General features: G+C 61.8%; 18 protein-coding genes. 8 read left to right on the top strand and 10 right to left on the bottom strand.

Annotated features, from left to right (window positions below):
* Positions 1–24: 24 nt before the first annotated feature.
* Positions 25–2,082, top strand: a complete 2,058-nt coding sequence (locus tag CHC01_RS25475; protein ID WP_089267152.1) for a DUF1217 domain-containing protein — start codon at positions 25–27, stop codon at positions 2,080–2,082.
* Between the two features lie 55 nt (positions 2,083–2,137).
* On the opposite strand, the gene CHC01_RS25470 is transcribed toward CHC01_RS25475, so the two are convergent.
* From CHC01_RS25470 to CHC01_RS25460, 3 genes are read right to left on the bottom strand one after another with little or no spacing between them, the layout of a single operon-like run.
* Positions 2,138–3,889 carry an NAD+ synthase gene (locus CHC01_RS25470; protein WP_089267151.1) on the bottom strand — a complete coding sequence of 584 codons (1,752 nt, stop codon included), beginning with the start codon at positions 3,887–3,889 and terminating at the stop codon, positions 2,138–2,140.
* A 43-nt stretch (positions 3,890–3,932) separates the two neighbouring features.
* Entirely contained in the window at positions 3,933–4,286 is a 354-nt protein-coding gene (locus tag CHC01_RS25465) for a diacylglycerol kinase (protein ID WP_089267150.1), read from the bottom strand.
* A 2-nt stretch (positions 4,287–4,288) separates the two neighbouring features.
* Positions 4,289–5,677: a class II 3-deoxy-7-phosphoheptulonate synthase gene (locus tag CHC01_RS25460; protein ID WP_089267149.1), complete on the bottom strand. Its 1,389-nt coding sequence runs from the start codon at positions 5,675–5,677 to the stop codon at positions 4,289–4,291.
* 159 nt (positions 5,678–5,836) lie between these two features.
* Between CHC01_RS25460 and CHC01_RS25455 the strand changes: the two genes are divergently transcribed.
* The gene (locus CHC01_RS25455) at positions 5,837–6,757 is read left to right on the top strand and encodes an alpha/beta hydrolase family protein (protein ID WP_089267148.1); all 921 of its coding nucleotides are present in this window, start codon (positions 5,837–5,839) and stop codon (positions 6,755–6,757) included.
* Between the two features lie 156 nt (positions 6,758–6,913).
* Here CHC01_RS25455 and gor read toward each other — a convergent pair whose 3' ends face one another.
* From gor to rpiA, 3 genes are read right to left on the bottom strand one after another with little or no spacing between them, the layout of a single operon-like run.
* On the bottom strand, positions 6,914–8,299 hold the full coding sequence (gene gor, locus CHC01_RS25450) for a glutathione-disulfide reductase (protein WP_089267147.1): 1,386 nt from the start codon (positions 8,297–8,299) through the stop codon (positions 6,914–6,916).
* Between the two features lie 54 nt (positions 8,300–8,353).
* Positions 8,354–8,893 (bottom strand): DUF2059 domain-containing protein, encoded by a 540-nt coding sequence (locus CHC01_RS25445; RefSeq protein WP_089267146.1) that lies wholly within the window; start codon positions 8,891–8,893, stop codon positions 8,354–8,356.
* Between the two features lie 23 nt (positions 8,894–8,916).
* Positions 8,917–9,615, bottom strand: coding sequence for a ribose-5-phosphate isomerase RpiA (gene rpiA / locus CHC01_RS25440; RefSeq protein WP_089267145.1), 699 nt, complete (start codon positions 9,613–9,615; stop codon positions 8,917–8,919).
* 192 nt (positions 9,616–9,807) lie between these two features.
* On the opposite strand from rpiA, the gene CHC01_RS25435 reads away from it, so the two are divergent.
* The 5 genes from CHC01_RS25435 (at position 9,808) to CHC01_RS25415 (ending at position 14,444) form a co-directional block, all read left to right on the top strand.
* On the top strand, positions 9,808–10,500 hold the full coding sequence (locus tag CHC01_RS25435) for an HAD family hydrolase (RefSeq protein ID WP_089267144.1): 693 nt from the start codon (positions 9,808–9,810) through the stop codon (positions 10,498–10,500).
* A gap of 149 nt (positions 10,501–10,649) precedes the next feature.
* Positions 10,650–11,093 carry a hypothetical protein gene (locus CHC01_RS25430; protein ID WP_089267143.1) on the top strand — a complete coding sequence of 148 codons (444 nt, stop codon included), beginning with the start codon at positions 10,650–10,652 and terminating at the stop codon, positions 11,091–11,093.
* Positions 11,094–11,205: 112 nt separating this feature from the next.
* Entirely contained in the window at positions 11,206–12,237 is a 1,032-nt protein-coding gene (gene moaA, locus CHC01_RS25425) for a GTP 3',8-cyclase MoaA (protein ID WP_089267142.1), read from the top strand.
* Between the two features lie 185 nt (positions 12,238–12,422).
* Complete coding sequence (locus CHC01_RS25420) at positions 12,423–12,959, top strand: TRAP transporter small permease subunit (protein ID WP_089267141.1); 537 nt, start codon at positions 12,423–12,425, stop codon at positions 12,957–12,959.
* Between the two features lie 75 nt (positions 12,960–13,034).
* Positions 13,035–14,444: a TRAP transporter large permease gene (locus tag CHC01_RS25415; RefSeq protein ID WP_089267140.1), complete on the top strand. Its 1,410-nt coding sequence runs from the start codon at positions 13,035–13,037 to the stop codon at positions 14,442–14,444.
* A 14-nt stretch (positions 14,445–14,458) separates the two neighbouring features.
* On the opposite strand, the gene CHC01_RS25410 is transcribed toward CHC01_RS25415, so the two are convergent.
* From CHC01_RS25410 to CHC01_RS25395, 4 genes are all read right to left on the bottom strand, one after another.
* Positions 14,459–15,202 carry a 2-keto-4-pentenoate hydratase gene (locus CHC01_RS25410; protein WP_089267139.1) on the bottom strand — a complete coding sequence of 248 codons (744 nt, stop codon included), beginning with the start codon at positions 15,200–15,202 and terminating at the stop codon, positions 14,459–14,461.
* Positions 15,203–15,336: 134 nt separating this feature from the next.
* Positions 15,337–16,425: a TRAP transporter substrate-binding protein gene (locus CHC01_RS25405; protein ID WP_068730728.1), complete on the bottom strand. Its 1,089-nt coding sequence runs from the start codon at positions 16,423–16,425 to the stop codon at positions 15,337–15,339.
* A 165-nt stretch (positions 16,426–16,590) separates the two neighbouring features.
* Positions 16,591–17,679: a TRAP transporter substrate-binding protein gene (locus CHC01_RS25400; protein ID WP_089267138.1), complete on the bottom strand. Its 1,089-nt coding sequence runs from the start codon at positions 17,677–17,679 to the stop codon at positions 16,591–16,593.
* A gap of 203 nt (positions 17,680–17,882) precedes the next feature.
* A complete protein-coding gene (locus CHC01_RS25395) occupies positions 17,883–19,064 on the bottom strand; it encodes an Mrp/NBP35 family ATP-binding protein (RefSeq protein ID WP_089267137.1) in 1,182 nt (393 codons plus the stop codon).
* 313 nt (positions 19,065–19,377) lie between these two features.
* On the opposite strand from CHC01_RS25395, the gene CHC01_RS25390 reads away from it, so the two are divergent.
* Positions 19,378–20,247 (top strand): NAD(P)-dependent oxidoreductase, encoded by an 870-nt coding sequence (locus CHC01_RS25390; protein ID WP_089267136.1) that lies wholly within the window; start codon positions 19,378–19,380, stop codon positions 20,245–20,247.
* Positions 20,248–20,382: the final 135 nt, after the last annotated feature.

Genomic DNA, 20,382 nt, shown 5'->3' with positions numbered 1-20,382 from the left:
ACGCCAAACCGCGAGGGTGTTCGGATGGTCTCGACTTATCTCAACTATAATATCGTCTCCCGCAATCTCACCCAATCGCTGACGCGGATCTCGCAACAGGCCACCGTCTCGCGGGATACGGCCTATTACAAGGAGAACATCGGCAAGGTGAAAACCGTCGATGATCTCCTGAACGACTATCGGCTCTATACCTATGCAACGACGGCCTATGGTCTTGAGGACATGGCCTATGCCAAGGCCTTCCTACGCAAGGTGCTGGAAAGCGATCTCTCCGACGCCAACAGTTTTGCCAACAAGCTGAGCGACAAACGCTACCGGGATTTCGCAGCGGCCTTCCCCTTCGGGACCGCCAGCAGCAGCACCAACACCGCCCAGTCCGAGAACCAGGCCGACGACATGATCGGTCTGTACACGGCCGTAGCGCAGCGCGGGGTCGATGCCATCGACGCGAACAAGAACTACTACAATCTCACGATCGGAAAGATCACCAACGTCAATGGCCTGCTCGCCGACGACAAGCTGCGGGATTATGTTTTCTCGGCCTTCGGCATCGACAAGAATCGCTGGTCCCACGACACGATCAGCAAGGTGCTGAGCAGCGACCCGTCCGATCCGAACAGCTATGTCAATTCCGTTTGGGTGTCGCAGAAAGCCGACATCAATGCGAATATCACCAAGGCCCAGGCAGCGATGCTTGATGCCGCCAGCAAGATCGACACATATATGGCGGCATTGAAACAGCCGGGCGCCGATATGGCCGACCTGCGCCAGAAGATCGAGCTGGAGCGCACGCGCGGGTCGATGAATGAGGTCAGCATCCTCAGCTATAAGGATGCACTCGAGACGATCGACAGCTATGTGGCGCTTGCCGGCGCTTTCGAGTTCTCGCCCGACGGCACATTGCCCACCGGAACGTCTGCCCAGACAGCCGCGCAGCTGAGCAGCACCCATGCCAAATATGTCAACAGCCAGGGCGCGACCTATCTCGCAGCGGACGAAAAGTACGCGGCATCGCTCATCAAGCAGTATCGCTCTGGTCTCGCCAAGGTGACCACGGTCGATGCCTTTCTCAAGACGCCAAACGTCTATAATTTTGCTCTGAAATCATTTGGTCTCGATCCCGAAGAGGTTTCGCCGACGATCATCAAAAACGTACTCAAAAGCGATCCGGACGATCCGAAGAGCTACGTGAACAAGCTGCACGACGACCGATACGTTCAGCTCGCTCGGGCATTCAATTTCGACAGCAGCGGAAATATCACGACGCCTGTGGTGGCGCAGGACGCGGCGGAAGTCACCCAGGTGATGAAGGACTACATCATCGCCAAGACACGCTTCACGAAGGACAAGGAACAGGCCGAGCTGCGCAAGGCGGCCGACAAGGACGCGGTCTATTATCAGAAGAACATCGCCAATATCGAGAGCGTGAAGGATCTGCTTGCCGACAGGAAGCTGATCGACATCGCGCTCGTCGCCAAGGACCTCGACCCCGCCAAGGTGACCACCGCCGATCTGCGCAAGATGTTCGATTCCGACCTGAACGACCCCAAGAGCTTCGTCAACACGCAGAAGGATCCGCGTTTCGCGGAGCTGGTGGCCTCGTTCAATTTCGACGACGACGGCGAGATCGCGCGGCTACCGAAATTCGGGCCGCAGACCCGCGACCAGTTCATGGAAATCCAGCACAAATATCTGCAGCAGACGCTGGAGACGCAGCAGGGCGAAAGCAATCCGGGCGTCCGGCTCGCGCTCTACTTCGAGCGCAAGGCGCCGAGCATCACCTCGGCCTATGACCTGCTTGCAGACAAGGCACTGGCGGAAGTGTTCCGCACCATCTTCAGCCTGCCGGACGAGGTCGGCGCGATGGATATCGATCAGCAGGCCAAGGTGGTGGAGAAACACCTCAATCTGAAGGACCTCGCCGATCCCGCCAAGCTGGCCAAACTGCTGAACCGTTTCTCGGCGCTGTATGACATCAAGAACAGCACCAGCGCCGCATCCTCACCCGTCGTCACCCTGTTTCAGGGCGGTGGCGTCCTGAGCGATTCAACCTTTGCGGCGGTGGCCAAAACGGCGCGGTGACGGGATCACGCGCTGATACACGACGGGTTTGTAGGGCGTCATTCGCCCTACAGCTTCATTCAAACGCTTCGCTGGTGCCCTTGCCTGGCCGAGTCACCAGGTCCTCATCGGGCTTCGGCAATGGATTGGCCAGATCGCGAAACTTGTTGGTGATCGGATAGCGGCGATCCCGGCCGAAATTCTTCCGCGTCACTTTCACGCCCGGCGCCGCCTGCCGGCGCTTGTATTCGGCGATGTTGAGCAGCCGATCGATGCGCGTCACGACGTCTTTCTCGTAACCGGCCGCGACGATCTCCGACAGCGGCTCTTCGCGTTCGACGAGGCGTTCGAGAATGCCATCGAGAATATCGTAGGGGGGTAGCGAGTCTTGGTCGGTCTGGTTTTCGCGCAGTTCGGCCGTGGGTGGACGGATAATGATGTTGTTGGGGATCACTTCGCCATCAGGACCGAGCGCGCCTTCGGGCTTCCATGAATTGCGCAAGGTCGAGATACGGAACACCTGGGTCTTGTAGAGATCCTTGATCGGATTGAATCCGCCATTCATGTCGCCATAGAGCGTGGCATAGCCGACCGACATTTCCGACTTGTTACCTGTCGTGACGACCATGGCACCGGTCTTGTTGGAGACGGCCATCAACAGCGTACCACGGGTGCGCGCCTGCAGGTTCTCTTCTGTGATGTCGCGCGCGAGACCCTTGAAGGTATCGGCAAGGATCTTCTCGAAGCCGTTGACCGCATCGGCGATGGGCAGGATCTCGTAACGGAAACCCAGCGCCTTCGCGAGCTTGTCGGCATCGTCGAGCGACACCTGCGCGGTGTAGCGGAATGGCAGCATGATGCCGCGCACGCGGTCGGCGCCGAGCGCATCCACGGCGATCGCGGCGCAAAGCGCGGAGTCGATACCGCCGGAGATGCCCATCAGCACGCCGGGGAAGCCGTTCTTGTTGACGTAATCGCGCAGGCCGAGCACGCAGGCGGCATAGTCGCCCTCGTCGCCTTCCGGTACCGGTGCGATCGGTCCGTCGCAGCGCCAGTGGCCGTCGATCTTCTCGAATGTCAGCGTCGTGATGCTCTCGGTGAAGGACGGCAATTGTGCCCCCAGCGAGCGGTCGGCATTGAGCACAAAGCTCGCGCCGTCGAACACTAGTTCGTCCTGACCGCCGACCTGATTAAGGTAGATCATCGGCAGATGGCTCTCGGTAACGCGGGCGACCTGCACCGACAAGCGCAGATCCGTCTTGCCGCGGGCATATGGCGAACCGTTCGGCACGATCAGGATTTCGGCGCCGGTCTCGGTCAGCGTCTCGACCACGTCTTCGTAGTCGGCGGACTCTTCCATCCAGGTGTCTTCGCAGATCGGCACGCCGACGCGCAGGCCGCGGATGGTGACGGGTCCCGAGACCGAGCCGCGCGCGAAGACGCGCTTCTCGTCGAACACGCCGTAATTCGGCAGATTGACCTTGAAACGGATCGCGCTGATGCGGCCGTCGTCGAGCAGCGCGCAGGCATTGTAGAGCTTGCCGCCATCGACCCAGGGCGAGCCGATCAACACAGCCGGACCCCCGTCCGCGGTCTCGCGCGCCAGCTCCTCGATGGCCGCACGGCAGGCCGCCTGAAAGGCCGGTTTCAGCACCAGATCTTCCGGTGGGTAGCCGGCGATGAACAATTCAGGAAACACGATCAGCGTCGCGCCGTCGGCTTTGGCCTGCGCCCGCGCAGCGCGCGCCTTGGCGGCATTGCCGGTGATGTCACCGACGATGGGATTGAGCTGGGCGAGTGTGACCGTGAAGCGCGTCAATTCTGTCATGGAAACATCCAAGCCTACCGGCTCATCCTTCGCAACTGCAGGATTAGAAGATGCCTATGCGCTCACCGAGCGCATACAGCCAGGTCATGCCGGCGATCACCAGCGCGACGCCGACGGCCGCCGATCCCATGTCCTTCACACGCCCGATCTGCGGATCATGGTCGGTGGTGAGCCGGTCAGCCAATTTCTCGATGGCGGTGTTGAGCAGTTCGACGGTGAGCAGCAGCAGAACCACCGCCACCAGCTCGAGCCGACGCGCTGCGGTGGTCCCGATGAGAAACGACAAAGGCACCGCGAGGAGCAGTGCAAACAGCTCCTCGCGAATGGCCTGCTCCGATCGCGTCGCGAAGGTCAGGCCATTCCAGGTGTTGATGCAGGCCCGCCAGAGGCGCGACAAGTTTAGAGACCCGATGCCACCGGCAGCGGCTCCGCCCTGTCGACGCGGGACGTCTTCAGCAATTCGGCGATCAGGAACGCCATGTCGATGGACTGCTCGGCATTCAGACGCGGATCGCAGACCGTGTGGTAGCGGTCGTTGAGGTCCTCATCCGAAATGGCGCGCGCGCCACCGGTGCATTCCGTCACGTTCTGGCCGGTCATCTCCAGATGCACGCCGCCCGGATGGGTGCCTTCGGCGGCATGGATCTGGAAGAACGACTTCACTTCCGACAGGATACGATCGAATGGACGGGTCTTGTAGCCGGAATTCGACGTGATGGTGTTGCCGTGCATCGGATCGCACGACCATACCACCGAGCGCCCTTCCTTCTGCACCGCGCGGATGAAGCCCGGCAGATGCTCCCCAACCTTCTCGTGGCCAAAGCGGTTGATCAGCGTCAGGCGGCCGGGCTCATTGTCCGGATTGAGGACGTCGATCAGCTTGATCAGTTCATCCGGCTTCAGCGACGGGCCGCACTTCAGGCCGATCGGGTTCTTGATGCCGCGGAAATATTCCACATGGGCATGATCGAGCTGCCGCGTGCGGTCGCCGATCCAGATCATGTGGCCGGAGGTCGCGTACCAGTCGCCCGTCGTGGAATCGACGCGCGTGAAGGCCTGCTCGTAACCGAGGAGCAGCGCTTCGTGGCTGGTGTAGAAATCCGTCGACCGCAGTTCCGGGTGGCTTTCCAGATTGAGGCCGCAGGCGCGCATGAAGTTCAGCGCGTCCGAGATGCGGTCGGCCAGTTCCTTGTAACGGCGCGACTGCTGCGAATCCTTCAGGAAGCCGAGCATCCACTGATGCACGCTGCCGAGATTGGCGAAACCGCCGGTCGCGAAAGCGCGCAGCAGATTCAGCGTCGCCGCCGACTGGCGATAGGCCATCAGCTGGCGCTGTGGATCGGGCACGCGCGATTCTGGCGTGAAGGCGATGTCATTGATGATGTCGCCGCGATAGCTCGGCAGTTCGACGCCGTTGAGCTTCTCCATCGGCGAGGACCGCGGCTTGGCGAACTGGCCGGCGATACGGCCGATCTTCACCACGGGCAGCGCGCCGGCATAGGTCAGCACCACCGACATCTGCAGGAAGGCGCGGAAGAAATCGCGGATATTGTTGGCGCCATGCTCGGCAAAGCTCTCGGCGCAATCGCCGCCCTGCAGCAGGAAGGCCTCGCCGACAGCCACGCGGGCGAGCGACTTCTTCAGATTGCGGGCTTCGCCTGCAAAAACCAGCGGCGGAAACGTGGCAAGCTGCGCCTCGACATCGCCAAGGGCCTTGAGATCCGGGTATTCCGGCATTTGCAGCACGGGCTTGCCGCGCCAGCTATCGGGCGTCCACCGCTCGGACATCACTTCTCTCCTGAAAACCGCGCTTTATGGCTGCGGAGGCCGCGTTATACACAGCGTAGATGGGGATCGCCAGTTCGAAATCCACATTGCGCCCCAAGCCCTTGCAGCCAAAGCCGAATTCGCATTTGCTAGGCCCGGGCAAGGAACATATGGGACACCATGGGAGAAACTGCGGTGTCGGAGGCTGCACTGGACGACGCTTTTGCCGATGACATCACCTTCCAGGCGACCGACGGCTATTCGTTGGGCGCGACGCTGTACCTGCCCCGCGGTGCCCGCACCCACGCGGTTCTGATCAATTCCGCAACCGCTGTTCCCCGCAAAATCTACAGAGGCTTCGCCAGCTACCTCGCAAGCCGTGGCTGCGCCGTGCTGACCTATGACTATCGCGGCACCGGAGATTCGCGGCCCAAGGCCGATCCCCTATCCGGCCGGTCGAACGCGTTGGTCGGCTTCAAGGCGTCCATGACCGACTGGGCTGCGCTCGATGTTACCGCCGCGGTGACTTGGATGCGCGAGCGCTACAAGACGATGCCGCTCGCCTTTGTCGGGCATTCCTTCGGCGGTCAGGCGCTCGGCCTGATCCCCAACAATTCCGAAGTATCGCGCGCCCTGCTCATCGCGGCACAAGCCGGCACCTGGCGACTGATGACGCCGCCTGAGGGCTACCGCATCTATGCGCTCATGAAATTCGTCGGCGCGCCGCTGGCGCGCGTCATCGGCTATGCGCCCGGCAGGATCGGCCTCGGCTACGATCTGCCACGCGACGTGTTTCTGGAATGGGCGGGCTGGGTCACCAGTGATCGCTACTTCTTCGACGACAGCAAACTGCGGGCACTCGTGAATTTTCCACGTTACCGCGGCGAGATGCGGGCGCTGAGCTTCTCGGACGATCCATGGGCGACACGCGCCGCCGTCGAAATGCTCTGCGCCGGCTTCACGTCGATCAAGCCGGAGATCGACAGTATCCGCCCCATCGAGGCCGGCTCGAAAAAGGTCGGCCATTTCGGCTTCTTCCGGCCGGAGCACCGCGACACACTGTGGCGCGGCGCCGCCGAATGGATCCAGATGGAAGATTAGGGGCACATCATTGAAGCCGCAGATCATCGATCCGCCCTCATCCTGAGGAGCGGTCGTCTTCGACCGCGTCTCGAAGGATGGCCACAAACACCGATACGTTGCATCTCATGGTTCGAGACGCGCGCAAGGGCGCGCTCCTCACCATGAGGGCTGGTGTTACTCCGCGGCTTCGCGCACGTAGCGTGCGGTGGGCGTGCGCATCGTCACCAGCTCCTCGGCCGCACTCGGATGCACCGCCACCGTGGCGTCGAAGTCAGCCTTGGTCGCCTTCAGCTTCACGCAGATGCCCAGCACCTGGATGAGTTCGGCCGCCTCCGGTCCGACGATATGGGCGCCAACCACGATATCCGTCGCGCCGTCGACCACCAGCTTCATCAGCACCCGGCTTTCGCTGCCGGAAATCGTCGATTTGATCGACCGGAAATTGGTCTTGTAGATATCGACGTGGCTGAAGGTGGCGCGCGCCTCTTCTTCGCTCATGCCGACGGTGCCGACCTCCGGCTGGGTGAACACGGCGGTCGGGATATTGCTGTGATCGACCTTCACGGTCTTCTTGCCGAACACCGTATCGGCAAAGGCATGGCCTTCGCGGATCGCCACCGGCGTCAGGTTGACGCGATTGGTGACGTCACCGACCGCGTAGATATGCGGCACATTGGTTTGCGAGAACTCGTTGACGATGATGCCGCCATGGGCGGGCTTGAGTGCAACGCCAGCCTTCTCGAGGCCGAGATTGGCGGTGTTCGGATTGCGGCCGATCGCGAACAACACCTGATCGGACGCGATGCTTGCGCCGCTGGACAGATGCGTCGTGAATTCGTGCCGGTGCTTCTCGACCTTGGTCACCGTGCAGCCAGTCAGGATGGTGATGCCATCCTTTTCCATCTCGCTGCGGACATGAGCGCGCACGTCTTCATCGAAACCGCGCAGGATGTTGTCGCCGCGATAGACCACCGTCACGTCGGAGCCCAATCCTGCAAAGATGCAGGCGAATTCGAGCGCGATGTAACCACCGCCCTGGATCACGATGCGCTTCGGCAGTTCGGGCAGATGAAACACCTCGTTGGAGGAGATCACATGCTCAATGCCGGGAATCACAGGCCCATGATTGGGCGCGCCGCCGGTCGCAATCAGGATATGCTTGGCGTTCACCGTCTCGCCCGTGCCGAGACGCAGCGTGTGCGGATCCTCGAACACTGCGCGGGTCTTGACGGTCGTCGCACCGGTCTTCTCCACATTGGACTGATAGATGCCCTCGAGCCGGGCGATCTCCTTGTCCTTGTTGGCGATGAAGGTCGACCAGTCGAATGTTGCCGTCGGAATGGTCCACCCGAAACCGGCGGCATCGTCGATCTCGCGCTGGACGTGCGAGGCATAGACCATCAACTTCTTCGGCACGCAGCCGCGGATCACGCAGGTGCCGCCGAAGCGATATTCCTCGGCCACCATGACCTTCGCGCCGTAGCCGGCAGCGATACGGGCGGCGCGCACGCCGCCTGAACCGCCACCAATGACAAACAGATCGACGTCGACGTCAGCCATGATCGCTCCGAACTGCGGGCTGAGGCCCGGGATGACGGGCCTCAGCTTACGCCCTTAAATTTCCTTGCCGCGCTTGCGCATTTCAGCGCGGAACAGGCCGTTGACCTGCTCCGAAAACTGCTGCGCCCACTGCTGCATATAGGTCATGCTGGCGGAAATCGACTGGGGCTCCTGCACAAGAAGTTTCTGGCCGAGCGGCGACTTGTAGAAGGTCGCAAGATCCTTCAACTCCGCCTCGGTGAAGTCGCTGGCATAGATCTTCGCCATCTGCTCGGTGATCTCCTTGTCGCGGCCGGCCATCGTCTGCGCGATGGTGATGGCGACCTCATTGAGATCCTTCTGATAGTTCAGATTGCTCTGCAGCAGCGAATCCTTGACGCGCTGAACCATGTTCGGCACGGCATTGGCATACATCGCGCTGGCGTTCTTCATCGCCAGAATTTCCTTGGCGTAACCGATCGCAGCTGGCGATGCCGGCTTGATCGGACGAGCCTGTCCTTCCGGAGATGCCTGCTGCGCGGAGACCGGCAGCGCGATCACTGCAACGCTGAGCGCCAGACCGGCGGACAGCAGCATGTGCGAGAGCTTCTTCATTCCAATTCTCCTTGATTGCGCCGTTACGGACGCTCGAAAACGCGAATTCCCTGCGATCCTGCCAGCATGGCGGTGCTTGCCAGACCGATAAACAGACCGTGCTCGACCACGCCCGGAATGGCGCCGAGCAGCCCGGCCAGGCGGGGCGCATCGGTGATGGTCCCGAGCCGGGCGTCGATGATCCAGTGGCCGCCATCGGTGACGAAAGCATGGCCGTCCTTGCCGCTGCGAATGGTCATTTCGCCGTGCAACCCGCACTTGGCGAACACATCGGCAATCGCGCGGCGCGTGGCCGACAGGCCGAACGGGATCACTTCCACAGGCAGCGGGAAGCGGCCGAGGGTCGGCACCCATTTGGAATCGTCGGCGATGACAATCATGCGGTCGGACGCCGCCGCCACGATCTTCTCGCGCAGCAATGCGCCGCCGCCGCCCTTGATGAGATTCAGCGCCGGATCGACTTCGTCGGCACCGTCGACCGTGAGATCGAGCCGATCGACCTCGTCGAGTGTGGTCAGCGGCACGCCGCAACGTTGCGCATCGGCCCGCGTGGCCTCGGACGTCGGAACGCCAATAACCTTGAGACCGCCCGCCACGCGTTCACCGAGCAGTTCGACGAAGTGCTTCGCTGTCGATCCCGTGCCGAGTCCGAGCTTCATGCCATCACGCACATGTTCGAGCGCCTTGGCGGCAGCCTGTCGTTTCAGCTCGTCCATATTCATCGGCGCGGCGGTCCTTGCAGTTCAAAAACGGTCCCGCGGACGGGATGCGCCGCATATCTAGCGACGTTTGGGGGCAAGGAACAGGGCGAAGGACGTGCTTTCCCTGGGAATGCAGGCCTGCATTCCCAGGGGGATGCTGGGCTACGTCCGCCCCCCTTGCGGGATCGGCCGCGGACCGGTAGCGATCCCCGCATGACAGATGCTTCCCCTCCTCCCCTCGTTGTTTTCGACCTCGACGGCACCCTCGTCGATACCGCCCCCGATCTCATCAGCGCGCTGAATCACGTGCTCCATCAGGAGGGGTTGGCCCCCGTCCCGCTGGAATCTGCGCGGAAAATGATCGGCCAGGGCGCCCGGCGCCTGATCGAACGCGGGCTCGAGCTTGAAGGGCGGGAAATGACCCCGGACGAGGTCACACGCCTGACCGAGGATTTCATCGCTTATTACGCGGAGCATATCGCCGACGAATCGCGCCCCTTCGAGGGCCTGATTGCCGCGCTCGACGAAATGGCGGGGCGTGGCTACCGCTTCGCGGTTTGCACCAACAAGCTGGAATGGCTGTCGAAGCTGCTGCTCGACAAGCTGGAGCTGACCAACCGATTCGCGGCGATCTGCGGTGCTGACACCTTCGGCGTCGCGAAGCCCGATCCTGTCATCCTGCAGCAGACGGTAGCGCGTGCCGGTGGCGTGATGTCGTCCGTTGTCATGGTCGGCGATGCCGGCCCCGATGTCGGTGTGGCGCGGCGGGCCAATGTCCCGGTGATCGGCGTTACATTCGGCTATACCGATGTCCCGATTATCGAGCTCAAGCCCGACATCGTGATCGACCATTTCCGTGATCTACCGGCGACTGTCGACCGCCTGTTGCCCCGCCGCCTCGCCTAGCCTGTTCAGATAATTGAGTTTCTCAGGTTGTTCGGCGACCTCATTAACCATCAATTAACTATAAGCGGCCTGCGTGTTGCGTCATATGTGCGACGCTCCTATGGTTGCCCGGGGATGGCGGCTAGCCGCAAAACGTGACGGATATACCCATGCGTAGAGTAATAGTTTTGGCAGCGGCAGGCCTGAGCCTGGCCGGTTGCACGTCGTTCTCCATGGACGCATTCAAGTCGGCACCGGAACCGGTTACCGTACAATTCGACTCGGTTCCGCCCGGCGCAGAGGTGGTCACGTCCATTGGCCCGAGCTGCAAGACCCCGTGCTCGCTGCCTCTGGCGACGGAAACCGGGTTCAGCGCAACCTTTACCCTCGCAAAATTCCAGCCGATGACAGTTCCGGTGACCGTCACCCGCGTTCCCGGGGATTTCACCTCGCCGGCACGGACCACGGTCGATCCGAGCCCGGTCGTCGCCGAGTTGCAGCCTGCGACACCGCCACGCCGCGCCCGCAAGGCTGCCAAGCGTGCAGCAGCGCCTGCCGCGGCCCCGGCGGCCGCCGCATCTGCGGCGGGCTCGCCGTTCCCCGCCCCCCGCTGATCCACCAAACATATACGTTGGCGTGATTGTGCCAGCTGCAACCCGTGACTAGATTGAACGTGCGGCGTTTTTCGCCGCGCGAGCAATTCATGTTTTGCAGTCAGGCATCTGAATGACCGTCTCCGAGTTGAGCCCCGCCCTGGCCTCCTCTGCCATGACCGATCCGTTCGGTCGGCGGATCAACTATTTGCGTGTCTCGGTGACCGACCGCTGCGATCTGCGCTGCTTCTATTGCATGTCGGAAGACATGACGTTCCTGCCCAAGACCGACCTGCTGACACTGGAAGAGCTCGACCGGCTCTGCTCGGCGTTCATCGCCAAGGGCGTTACCAAGCTGCGGCTCACTGGCGGCGAACCGCTGGTCCGGCGCAACGTGATGGGTCTGGTGCGTTCGCTGTCGCGCCACCTCAAGACCGGCGCGCTGAAAGAGCTGACGCTGACCACCAACGGCTCGCTGTTGTCCAAATATGCCGCTGAGCTCGCCGATTGCGGCGTGAAGCGCATCAACGTCTCCCTGGACACGCTCGACCCCGCGAAATTCCGCGCCATTACGCGCTGGGGCGACCTCAACAAGGTGCTGGCCGGTATCGACGCGGCGCAGGCTGCGGGCCTGGCCGTGAAGATCAATGCCGTCGCCTTGAAGAACATGAATGAGGACGAGATCCCCTCATTGATCGAATGGGCCCACGGCCGCGATATGGCGCTGACGCTGATCGAAGTGATGCCGATGGGCGATATCGGCGAAGGTCGCATCGACCAGTATGTACCGCTGTCTATGCTGCGCGCACGCCTGGCCGGTCAGTTCACGATGACCGATCTGCCCGACGATACCGGCGGTCCTGCCCGCTATGTTCGCGTCGCCGAGACCGGCGGCAAGATCGGCTTCATCACGCCGATGACCCACAATTTCTGCGAGTCGTGCAATCGCGTCCGCATTACCTGTACCGGCACGATCCATACCTGCCTGGGCCACGAGGATGCATCCGACCTGCGCAAGCCGCTGCGGGCTTCCGCCGACAACGACCTCCTGAACGCCACGATCGACCGCGCCATCGGCCTGAAGCCGAAGGGGCACGATTTCATCATCGATCGCCGCCACAACCGGCCGAGCGTCAGCCGGCATATGAGCGTGACCGGGGGGTAACCCACCGGCGGTGCTCCGTCCTTCCCCTCGACCAATGGCCTGCGACAAACCGTCAATTTCCGATTGACGATTGCATGACGCGCTGAAATGGTGCCGCCGAATTCTTTCGCCCAGCGGAAAAAGCTACGCTTTCTCAGTGAGAAAGACGTGATGAGCGGACAGCGGGGCGACTTTCGGGGGAAACTGTGGACGTACTCAAATTCACACGTGCGATCGATGCACTGAGCGATGTGTTCGGCTTCATCGCCAAGTGGCTCGTGCTGCTTGCCTGCCTCGTCAGCGCCGGCAATGCCACGATCCGTTATCTCTTCAACTACTCGTCGAACGGCTGGCTCGAAATCCAGTGGTACATGTTCGCGGGCATCGTGTTTTTCGGCGCGGCGCAGACACTGCGCCTCAATGAGCATGTGCGCGTCGATCTGCTCTATTCGGCGGTCTCCGATCGCGCGCGGCTGTGGATCGATATCATCGGCCTCTGCATCTTCCTGCTGCCGGCGATGACATACCTCACTTACATGACGTTCCCGTTTTTCCTGAATTCCTGGAATTCGCAGGAGGTCTCCAGCAATGCGGGCGGCCTGATCCTGTGGCCGGTGAAGCTGGTGCTGCCGCTCGGCTTTGGTCTGCTGCTACTGCAGGGTGTGGCCGAACTCGCCAAGCGCATCGCCGCGCTCGCCGGCGTCGTCAAGATCGACACCCATTACGAAGCGCCGCTGCAATAGCGGCGTTCGCTTTTTCAGCCTCTCGCATTTCGACCAATCCGTTCGATAGAACGAGTTCGATAGTCAGGACCACCGATGTTTTCCTACGGCGTGTTCCCCCCGCTGATGTTCGGCACCATGATCTGCTTCATGGTGTTCGGCTTCCCGGTCGCCTTTTCGCTGGCCGCGGTCGGCCTGTTCTTCGGCATTCTCGGTATCTTCACCGGTCACTTCGATCCGTCCTTCCTGCAGGCGCTGCCGTTCCGCTTCTACGGCACGATCTCGAACGACCTGCTGCTGTCTATCCCGTTCTTCACTTTCATGGGCGCGATCCTCGAGCGCTGCGGCCTTGCTGAAGATCTGCTCGAAGGTACCGGCCAGCTGTTCGGCAAGATCCCAGGCGGTCTCGCTTATGCGGTGATCCTCGTCGGCGCCGTGCTCGGCGCCATCACCGGCACCGTTGCTGCTTCGGTCATCGCCATGGGCGTGATCTCGCTGCCGATCATGATGCGCTACGGCTACGACATGAAGCTCGCCACCGGCGTCATCGCCGCATCGGGCACCATCACGCAGCTCATCCCCCCGTCGCTGGTGCTGATCGTACTCGCCGACCAGCTCGGCCGTTCGGTCGGCGACATGTATCTCGGCGCCATCGGCCCCTCGATCATCCAGGTCGTGATCTTCATTCTCTACATCGTCGTATTGTCGATCCTGAAGCCGAGCGCGATGCCGCCGATCCCGGAACACGCGCGCGAGCCGATGAACTGGAAGCTCATCAGCCGTGTGCTGTGGGGCATGATCCCCTCGATCGTGCTGATCTTCCTGGTGCTCGGCACCATCGGCCTCGGCCTCGCGACGCCGACCGAAGCCGGCGCCATGGGTGCTGTCGGCGCGATGGTGCTCGCCGCGCTGCATCGCCGCCTGACCTGGCCGCTGATCGACCAGGCGATGACATCGACCATGCGCCTGACCTCGATGGTGGTGTTCATCCTGATCGGCTCGACCTGCTTCAGCCTCGTCTTCCAGGGCATGGATGGCGCACGCTGGATCGAGCATCTGCTCACCGGCCTGCCCGGCGGCGCGATCGGCTTCCTGATCTTCGTGAACATCTTCGTGTTCTTCCTGGCGTTCTTTCTCGACTTCTTCGAGATCGCCTTCATCATCATCCCGTTGCTGGCGCCGGTCGCCGCCAAGCTTGGCATCGATCTCGTCTGGTTCGGCGTGCTGCTCTGCGTGAACATGCAGACGTCGTTCATGCATCCGCCGTTCGGCTTCGCACTGTTCTATCTGCGCGGCATTGCACCGCCCGAAGTGAGGAGCCGCGATATCTATCTCGGCGCACTGCCATGGGTCGGGATGCAGATCATCCTGGTGATCATCGTGATCTACTGGCCCGGTCTCGTGACTTACTGGATCGACAACACGGCTGTGGATACGTCCAACGTGAAGATCGAGATTCCGCAGATCGAGATGCCGGCGATGCCGGACTTCGGGCCCCCGAAGTAACGGGAAAGTCGGGCTTAGCCGTCGAACACCACTTCGGCTTCGCCCAGCCCCTCGAACCGGACGGTGCACCGATCGCCCGGTTTGAAGAACGGCAGTCCGGTCCAGCTGCCTGTGGTCACGACCTGGCCGGCCTTCACGCCGTCGCGCATCATGTTCACCAGCGCGACAGCGCCTGCGATCGGATCATCAGTGGGATGGCCACCCTTGCGCGCAATCTGCGTCTCGCCATTCACGATAAAGGTCATCTGCAGGTTCGGCAGATCGAGATGCGACCAGTCGGCGCGTTCGGGACCGGTGACCAGCCCGGCATTGATGCCGCAATCGGCGAGCTGCTCCATCTTCGGTCGACTGAGCGGATCGCGGAAGCGGCTTGAAACCACTTCGATCACTGGAAGCACCGCGACGGCTTTCGCGACCTCGTCGCGCGTGTAGGGCACACTGCGCGCCGGCAGATCGCGGGTAAAGCGGAAGGCGACCTCGCCCTCGACGCCGAGATGCGGGACTTCGGCCACCGACATATGCGCCGGACTGGTGCGAACCATGCGCGCCTCGATTAGTCCGCGGGTCGGCTCCCCATCGGGCGGCGCACCGGCCTTGAAGGCACCGATGGGCTCTCCGACCAGCGCAGCAACCCGATCCTGAATTTCATGCGCCTCCGCAACCGAAGATGGCGTGACGGGCAGCGCTTCGATCTGCGTTCCGCTGCGGCGCGCCCCGGCAAGAATGTCGGCGGCCGTTTCGATTTCAGATTCGGTCATGGCAAATTCGGCTCCCTCCAGGAACAGAACACTTAGCGGATTCGCTGTCCGCGCACCGGCTAAGGGAGACCGCTTCAACAAGAAGCCTGGCCTTCTCACGAAGGCCGGGCTCCTTTTTCCGAAGCAGTCTTCGATCAGCTGCGGGTGCGCGAGCGGATCATGAAACTGTCGAAGCTGTACTCGGCGACCTGCCACCAAGTGTACTGGTCGCCGCGGAAGGCCACCATGCTGTCATAGACTTTCTTGAACGCCGCGTTGCTGGCCGAGGTCTCGGCATAAACCTCGTTGGCAGCCTTCAGCGACGCATCCATGATGGATGCGGGGAACGGCCGCAGCTGCGTGCCACCGGCCACCAGGCGCTTCAGCGCCGGCGGATTGTAGGCGTCGTAGCGTGCCTGCATGGTTTCGTTGGCGAGCGACGAGGCGGTCCTGATGATCGACTTGTAGCTGGCAGGAAGCTGCTCCCACTTAGCGAGGTTGACCATGTTGTGCAGTGTCGGACCGCCCTCCCAGAAGCCGGGATAGTAGTAATATTTGGCGACCTTCTGGAAACCGAGCTTTTCATCATCGTAAGGTCCGACCCATTCGGCGGCGTCGATGGTGCCCTTTTCCAGCGACGGGTAAATATCGCCGGCGGCCACCTGTTGCGGAACGAGCCCGAGCCTGGTGAGCACACGGCCGGCGAAGCCGCCGATGCGCATTTTGAGACCACTGAGGTCGGATGGCTCCTTCAGCTCCTTGCGAAACCAGCCGCCCATCTGGCAGCCGGTGTTGCCGGCCGCGAATCCGATGACGTTGTAGCCTTTGAGAAATTCATTGAAGAGTTCGGCGCCACCGCCCACCTGCAACCACGAGGTCTGCATCCGGCTGTTGAGTCCGAACGGAACCGCAGTACCGAACGCGAAGGTTGGATCCTTGCCTACATAATAATAGGCCGCCGTGTGGCACATCTCCACGGTGCCGTTGGAGGCCGCATCCAGCGCCTGCAGACCGGGGACGATCTCACCGGCGGCAAACACCTGGATCTGGAATTTATTGTCGGTGGCCTCGGCAACGGCCTTGGCAAACACCTCGCTGGCGCCATAGATCGTATCGAGCGATTTCGGAAAGCTCGACGTCAACCGCCATTTGATCTCCGGCGAAGATTGCGCGATGGCCGGCGCGGCAATGGCCGCACCGGCAGCCCCCAGACCGGCAGCCTTGATGAACTCACGACGCTTCATGATGTTGCTCCCTGGATGTGAATGTGTCGGCGCCCTTCTTGGCGAGGGCGTTGGGGAGCAGCATGGGCCAGGTTCCAGCGAGAAGCCACGGCGATTTGAGTGACGCAATGAAAAAGCCCGACCTTCTCGCGAAGGCCGGGCTTCATGTTTGATCGAGGCTTAAGATCAGCCGCGGGTACGCGAGCGGATCATGAAGCTGTCGAAGGTGTATTCGGCGACCTGCCACCACAGATATTCGTCCGAACGATAGGCCTGCATCGCGTCGATCGACTTCTTGAAGTCGGCGTTCTTCGCGGAGATTTCAGCCCAGAGTTCGTTGGTCGCCTTGAGGCATGCATCCAGAACTTCATTGGTGAACGGACGCAGCTGCGTGCCACCCGCGACGAGCTGCTTCAACGCCGCCGGGTTCTGCATGTCGTAACGAGCGGCCATCCAGCTGTTGGCATTGGCGCAGGCATTGGTGAGGATCGCCTGATAGCTCTTCGGCAGCGCATTGTACTTCTCGAGGTTGGTGAAGGCGTGGACCGTCGGGCCACCTTCCCAGAAACCTGGATAGTAGTAGTACTTCGCGACCTTCTGGAAGCCGAGCTTCTGATCGTCATAGGGGCCGACCCACTCGGCAGCGTCGATGGTGCCTTTTTCCAGTGACGGATAGATGTCGCCGCCCGCGAGCTGCTGCGGCACAACGCCGACCTTCTGCAGCACCTGACCGGCAATGCCGCCGATGCGCATCTTGAGGCCGGAGAGATCGGCAACGGTCTTGATCTCCTTGCGGAACCAACCGCCCATCTGTGTGCCCGTATTGCCGCAAGGGTGACCGATGACGCCAAATTTCTTGAAGAACTCGTTGCCGAGCTGTTCGCCACCGCCCTGGTACCACCAGGAGTTCTGCTGACGCGCGTTCAGGCCAAACGGCACCGACGCGTAGATCGCGAAGGTCGGATCCTTGCCGACATAGTAGTAAGACACAGTGTGGCACATTTCGACGGTGCCGTTCGAGGTCGCATCGAGCGCCTGCAGACCGGGGACCAGTTCTCCGGCCGCGAAGACCTGGATCTGGAATTTGTTGTCAGTCATTTCGGCGACCTGCTTCGCCATCATCTCGGCGCCGCCATAGATGGTGTCGAGCGACTTCGGGAAGCTCGATGCGAGGCGCCATTTGACCTCGGGCGCGGACTGCGCGATCGCCGGCGAGGCAACGGCGGCCACCGCGGCGCCGGCCGTCGAAACCTTCAAAAACTCACGACGCTTCATTCAAGCTCTCCTTTTGCGGGCGTTTTCCCTAGAATTCCTTTGAGCATATTCAGCGGCAAATCGTTGCGCGATTCAACCGAAGACGCTCTGGTGCAGAGGCTGTCTAACACGGTTATTCGGCCGCGGAAAACACGACGAACGTCGTTGCCAGCCCAATTGAACGAAAGTTCTATGCGACATCTCGGCCCCGGCCACCGGCCGGGTTACGCTGCCGCAATAACGCCCTGCAACCGGTCGCGGATCTGCGTGCCGATGGCCCGATAGATCGCGGCGTGCGGGCCGTTGGGCTCGCTCACGACCACCGGCGTGCCGGCATCCGACATGGCGCGGATGGACATATGCAGCGGCACTTCGCCGAGGAACGGCACCTTGAGCCGCTCGGCCTCATGACGGGCGCCGCCATGGCCGAAAATGTCGGAGCGCGTGCCGCATTCCGGGCACTGGAAATAACTCATATTCTCGATGATGCCGAGCACGGGCACATTGACCTTGGTAAACATCGCAAGGCCGCGCCTCGCATCGATCAGCGCCAGATCCTGCGGCGTCGAGACAATCACAGCGCCCTTCAGGGGCACGTTCTGCGCCAGCGTGAGCTGTGCATCTCCGGTGCCGGGGGGCATGTCGACGATAAGGACGTCGAGCGTACCCCAGGCGACATCGCGCAACATCTGGGTGATCGCCGACATCACCATCGGCCCGCGCCAGATCATCGCGGTCTCTTCCTCGACCAGGAAGCCGATCGACATGATCGACAGGCCAAAGCGCTCGATCGGAATCATCTTCCTGTTGTCGTCGAGAACAGGCTTTTCATTGATGCCGGTCAGCCGCGGCACCGAAGGACCATAGATATCTGCGTCGAGCAGACCGACCTTCAGGCCGAGATCGCGCAGGCCCAGCGCCAGATTGAGCGCCGTCGTGGACTTGCCGACACCGCCCTTCCCCGAGGCCACCGCGATGATCGCGGCAACGCCAGGAATTTCAGCCTGTTTTGACATTGGCGAGTTGGCCGGGTTCGCATGCGGGCGATGCGCCGAGACCGGCTGTACGCCGCCGGACTGCGGACCATGCGAATGCCCACCGGGACCATGGGAATGTCCTGCGTGGTCGTGGCGCTGCGGCGCAGGCGGTGCGCTGCCCGGCTTGCGCTCGGCGGTCAGCGCGACCATTGCACCGGTGACACCAGGGATCGCCCGCACTGCGGCTTCCGCCTGCGCGCGCACGCTTTCCCAGGCCCGCGCTTCAGCGGCGTCCACATTGATCGAAAACAGCACCTTGCCGTCGGTCACGACGATCTCGGACAAAACATCCGCATGGATCAGCGGCACGCCGCGCGGCGATGTCACCTTGGCCAGACCATCCAGAACCTGCTGCTGCGAAACGCTCAATGCGTGTCTCCCGATCGACGGACAAACTAGACCGCACAGATAGAGAACTTCCGCCCTAAGTCCATGCCGTTTCTAGGCTATGTTGAGAATTCCGAGATTGCTCTGGCACAAGACCGGCACCAGATTTTCTTTTGCAGCGCACCATAAGCGTCTGCAGCCGTGAGTGGTAACGGGGGCTTTGCCGCGTCCTGTGCAGCGACTATGCTGGCGCTCCTCATCACCAGCGATCTCGCCGCCACGAACCAGGGCGGCGCCTCACTTCCCAATAGTCGACGTTCGGCAGCACAGCCGACAGCATCCAAAGGGTACGGACATGGCCAAAGTTGCATTCATCGGTCTCGGCGTCATGGGTTTCCCCATGGCCGGCCACCTTGCCACCAAGGGCGGCCACGAGGTCACCGTCTACAACCGCAACGCAGCCAAGGCCAAAGCGTGGGTCGAGAAGTTCGGCGGCAAGTCCGCACCGACCCCAAAAGCGGCTGCCGAAGGCCAGGACTTCGTGATGTGCTGCGTCGGCAATGACGACGACCTGCGTTCGGTCACCATCGGCGCTGACGGCGCATTCAGCGGCATGACCAAGGGCGCGATCTTCGTCGATCACACCACCGCCTCCGCCGAAGTGGCCCGCGAGCTCGATGCCGCGGCGACCAAAGCCGGCTTCCAGTTCATCGACGCGCCAGTGTCGGGCGGCCAAGCTGGCGCAGAGAACGGCGCCCTGACCGTAATGTGTGGCGGCACCCAAGCGGCCTATGCCAAGGTCGAGCCGATCATCACGTCCTACGCCAAGATGCAGAAGCTGCTCGGCCCGGCGGGCTCCGGCCAGCTCACCAAGATGGTCAACCAGATCTGCATCGCCGGCCTTGTCGAGGCGCTGTCCGAAGGCATTCACTTCGCCAAGAAGGCCGGTCTCGATGTGAATGCGGTGGTCGAGGTGATCTCCAAGGGCGCCGCGCAGTCGTGGCAGATGGAGAACCGTCACAAGACCATGAATGACGGAAAATTCGACTTCGGCTTCGCCGTCGAATGGATGCGCAAGGACCTCTCGATCTGTCTCGCCGAGGCCCGCCGCAACGGTGCCAGCCTGCCGGTCACGGCCACTGTCGATCAGTTCTACGGCGAGGTCGAAGCGCTCGGCGGCAAGCGGTGGGACACTTCAAGTCTCTTGGCAAGATTGCCCCGGTAACCATCTAGGTTTCCTGAACAAATCACGGCGGAGCGGCATCCTGCAGGCGCCCTCCGTCGATACCATTTTTATTGAATATTAACCGGATTACTTCGTTCTTTAAGGCACCTCTTAATGATTGTGCGGCACAGATAG

Origin of the sequence: Tardiphaga sp. OK246 (genome assembly GCF_900188215.1) — a bacterium.
GTDB lineage: Bacteria > Pseudomonadota > Alphaproteobacteria > Rhizobiales > Xanthobacteraceae > Tardiphaga > Tardiphaga robiniae.
The sequence above is the reverse complement of the archived record's forward strand: the minus strand, read 5'-3'. Positions and strand labels throughout refer to the sequence as shown.

Bases quoted from the DNA above. Each gene is read 5' to 3' on its own strand.
- CHC01_RS25470 (WP_089267151.1), bottom strand. From the start codon at position 3,889: ATGACAGAATTGACGCGCTTCACGGTCACACTCGCCCAGCTCAATCCC.
- CHC01_RS25410 (WP_089267139.1), bottom strand. From the start codon at position 15,202: ATGACCGAATCTGAAATCGAAACGGCCGCCGACATTCTTGCCGGGGCG.
- CHC01_RS25445 (WP_089267146.1), bottom strand. From the start codon at position 8,893: ATGAAGAAGCTCTCGCACATGCTGCTGTCCGCCGGTCTGGCGCTCAGC.
- CHC01_RS25415 (WP_089267140.1), top strand. From the start codon at position 13,035: ATGTTTTCCTACGGCGTGTTCCCCCCGCTGATGTTCGGCACCATGATC.
- CHC01_RS25405 (WP_068730728.1), bottom strand. From the start codon at position 16,425: ATGAAGCGTCGTGAGTTCATCAAGGCTGCCGGTCTGGGGGCTGCCGGT.
- CHC01_RS25455 (WP_089267148.1), top strand. From the start codon at position 5,837: ATGGGAGAAACTGCGGTGTCGGAGGCTGCACTGGACGACGCTTTTGCC.
- CHC01_RS25400 (WP_089267138.1), bottom strand. From the start codon at position 17,679: ATGAAGCGTCGTGAGTTTTTGAAGGTTTCGACGGCCGGCGCCGCGGTG.
- CHC01_RS25390 (WP_089267136.1), top strand. From the start codon at position 19,378: ATGGCCAAAGTTGCATTCATCGGTCTCGGCGTCATGGGTTTCCCCATG.
- rpiA (WP_089267145.1), bottom strand. From the start codon at position 9,615: ATGAATATGGACGAGCTGAAACGACAGGCTGCCGCCAAGGCGCTCGAA.
- CHC01_RS25430 (WP_089267143.1), top strand. From the start codon at position 10,650: ATGCGTAGAGTAATAGTTTTGGCAGCGGCAGGCCTGAGCCTGGCCGGT.
- moaA (WP_089267142.1), top strand. From the start codon at position 11,206: ATGACCGTCTCCGAGTTGAGCCCCGCCCTGGCCTCCTCTGCCATGACC.
- CHC01_RS25475 (WP_089267152.1), top strand. From the start codon at position 25: ATGGTCTCGACTTATCTCAACTATAATATCGTCTCCCGCAATCTCACC.
- gor (WP_089267147.1), bottom strand. From the start codon at position 8,299: ATGGCTGACGTCGACGTCGATCTGTTTGTCATTGGTGGCGGTTCAGGC.
- CHC01_RS25460 (WP_089267149.1), bottom strand. From the start codon at position 5,677: ATGTCCGAGCGGTGGACGCCCGATAGCTGGCGCGGCAAGCCCGTGCTG.
- CHC01_RS25435 (WP_089267144.1), top strand. From the start codon at position 9,808: ATGACAGATGCTTCCCCTCCTCCCCTCGTTGTTTTCGACCTCGACGGC.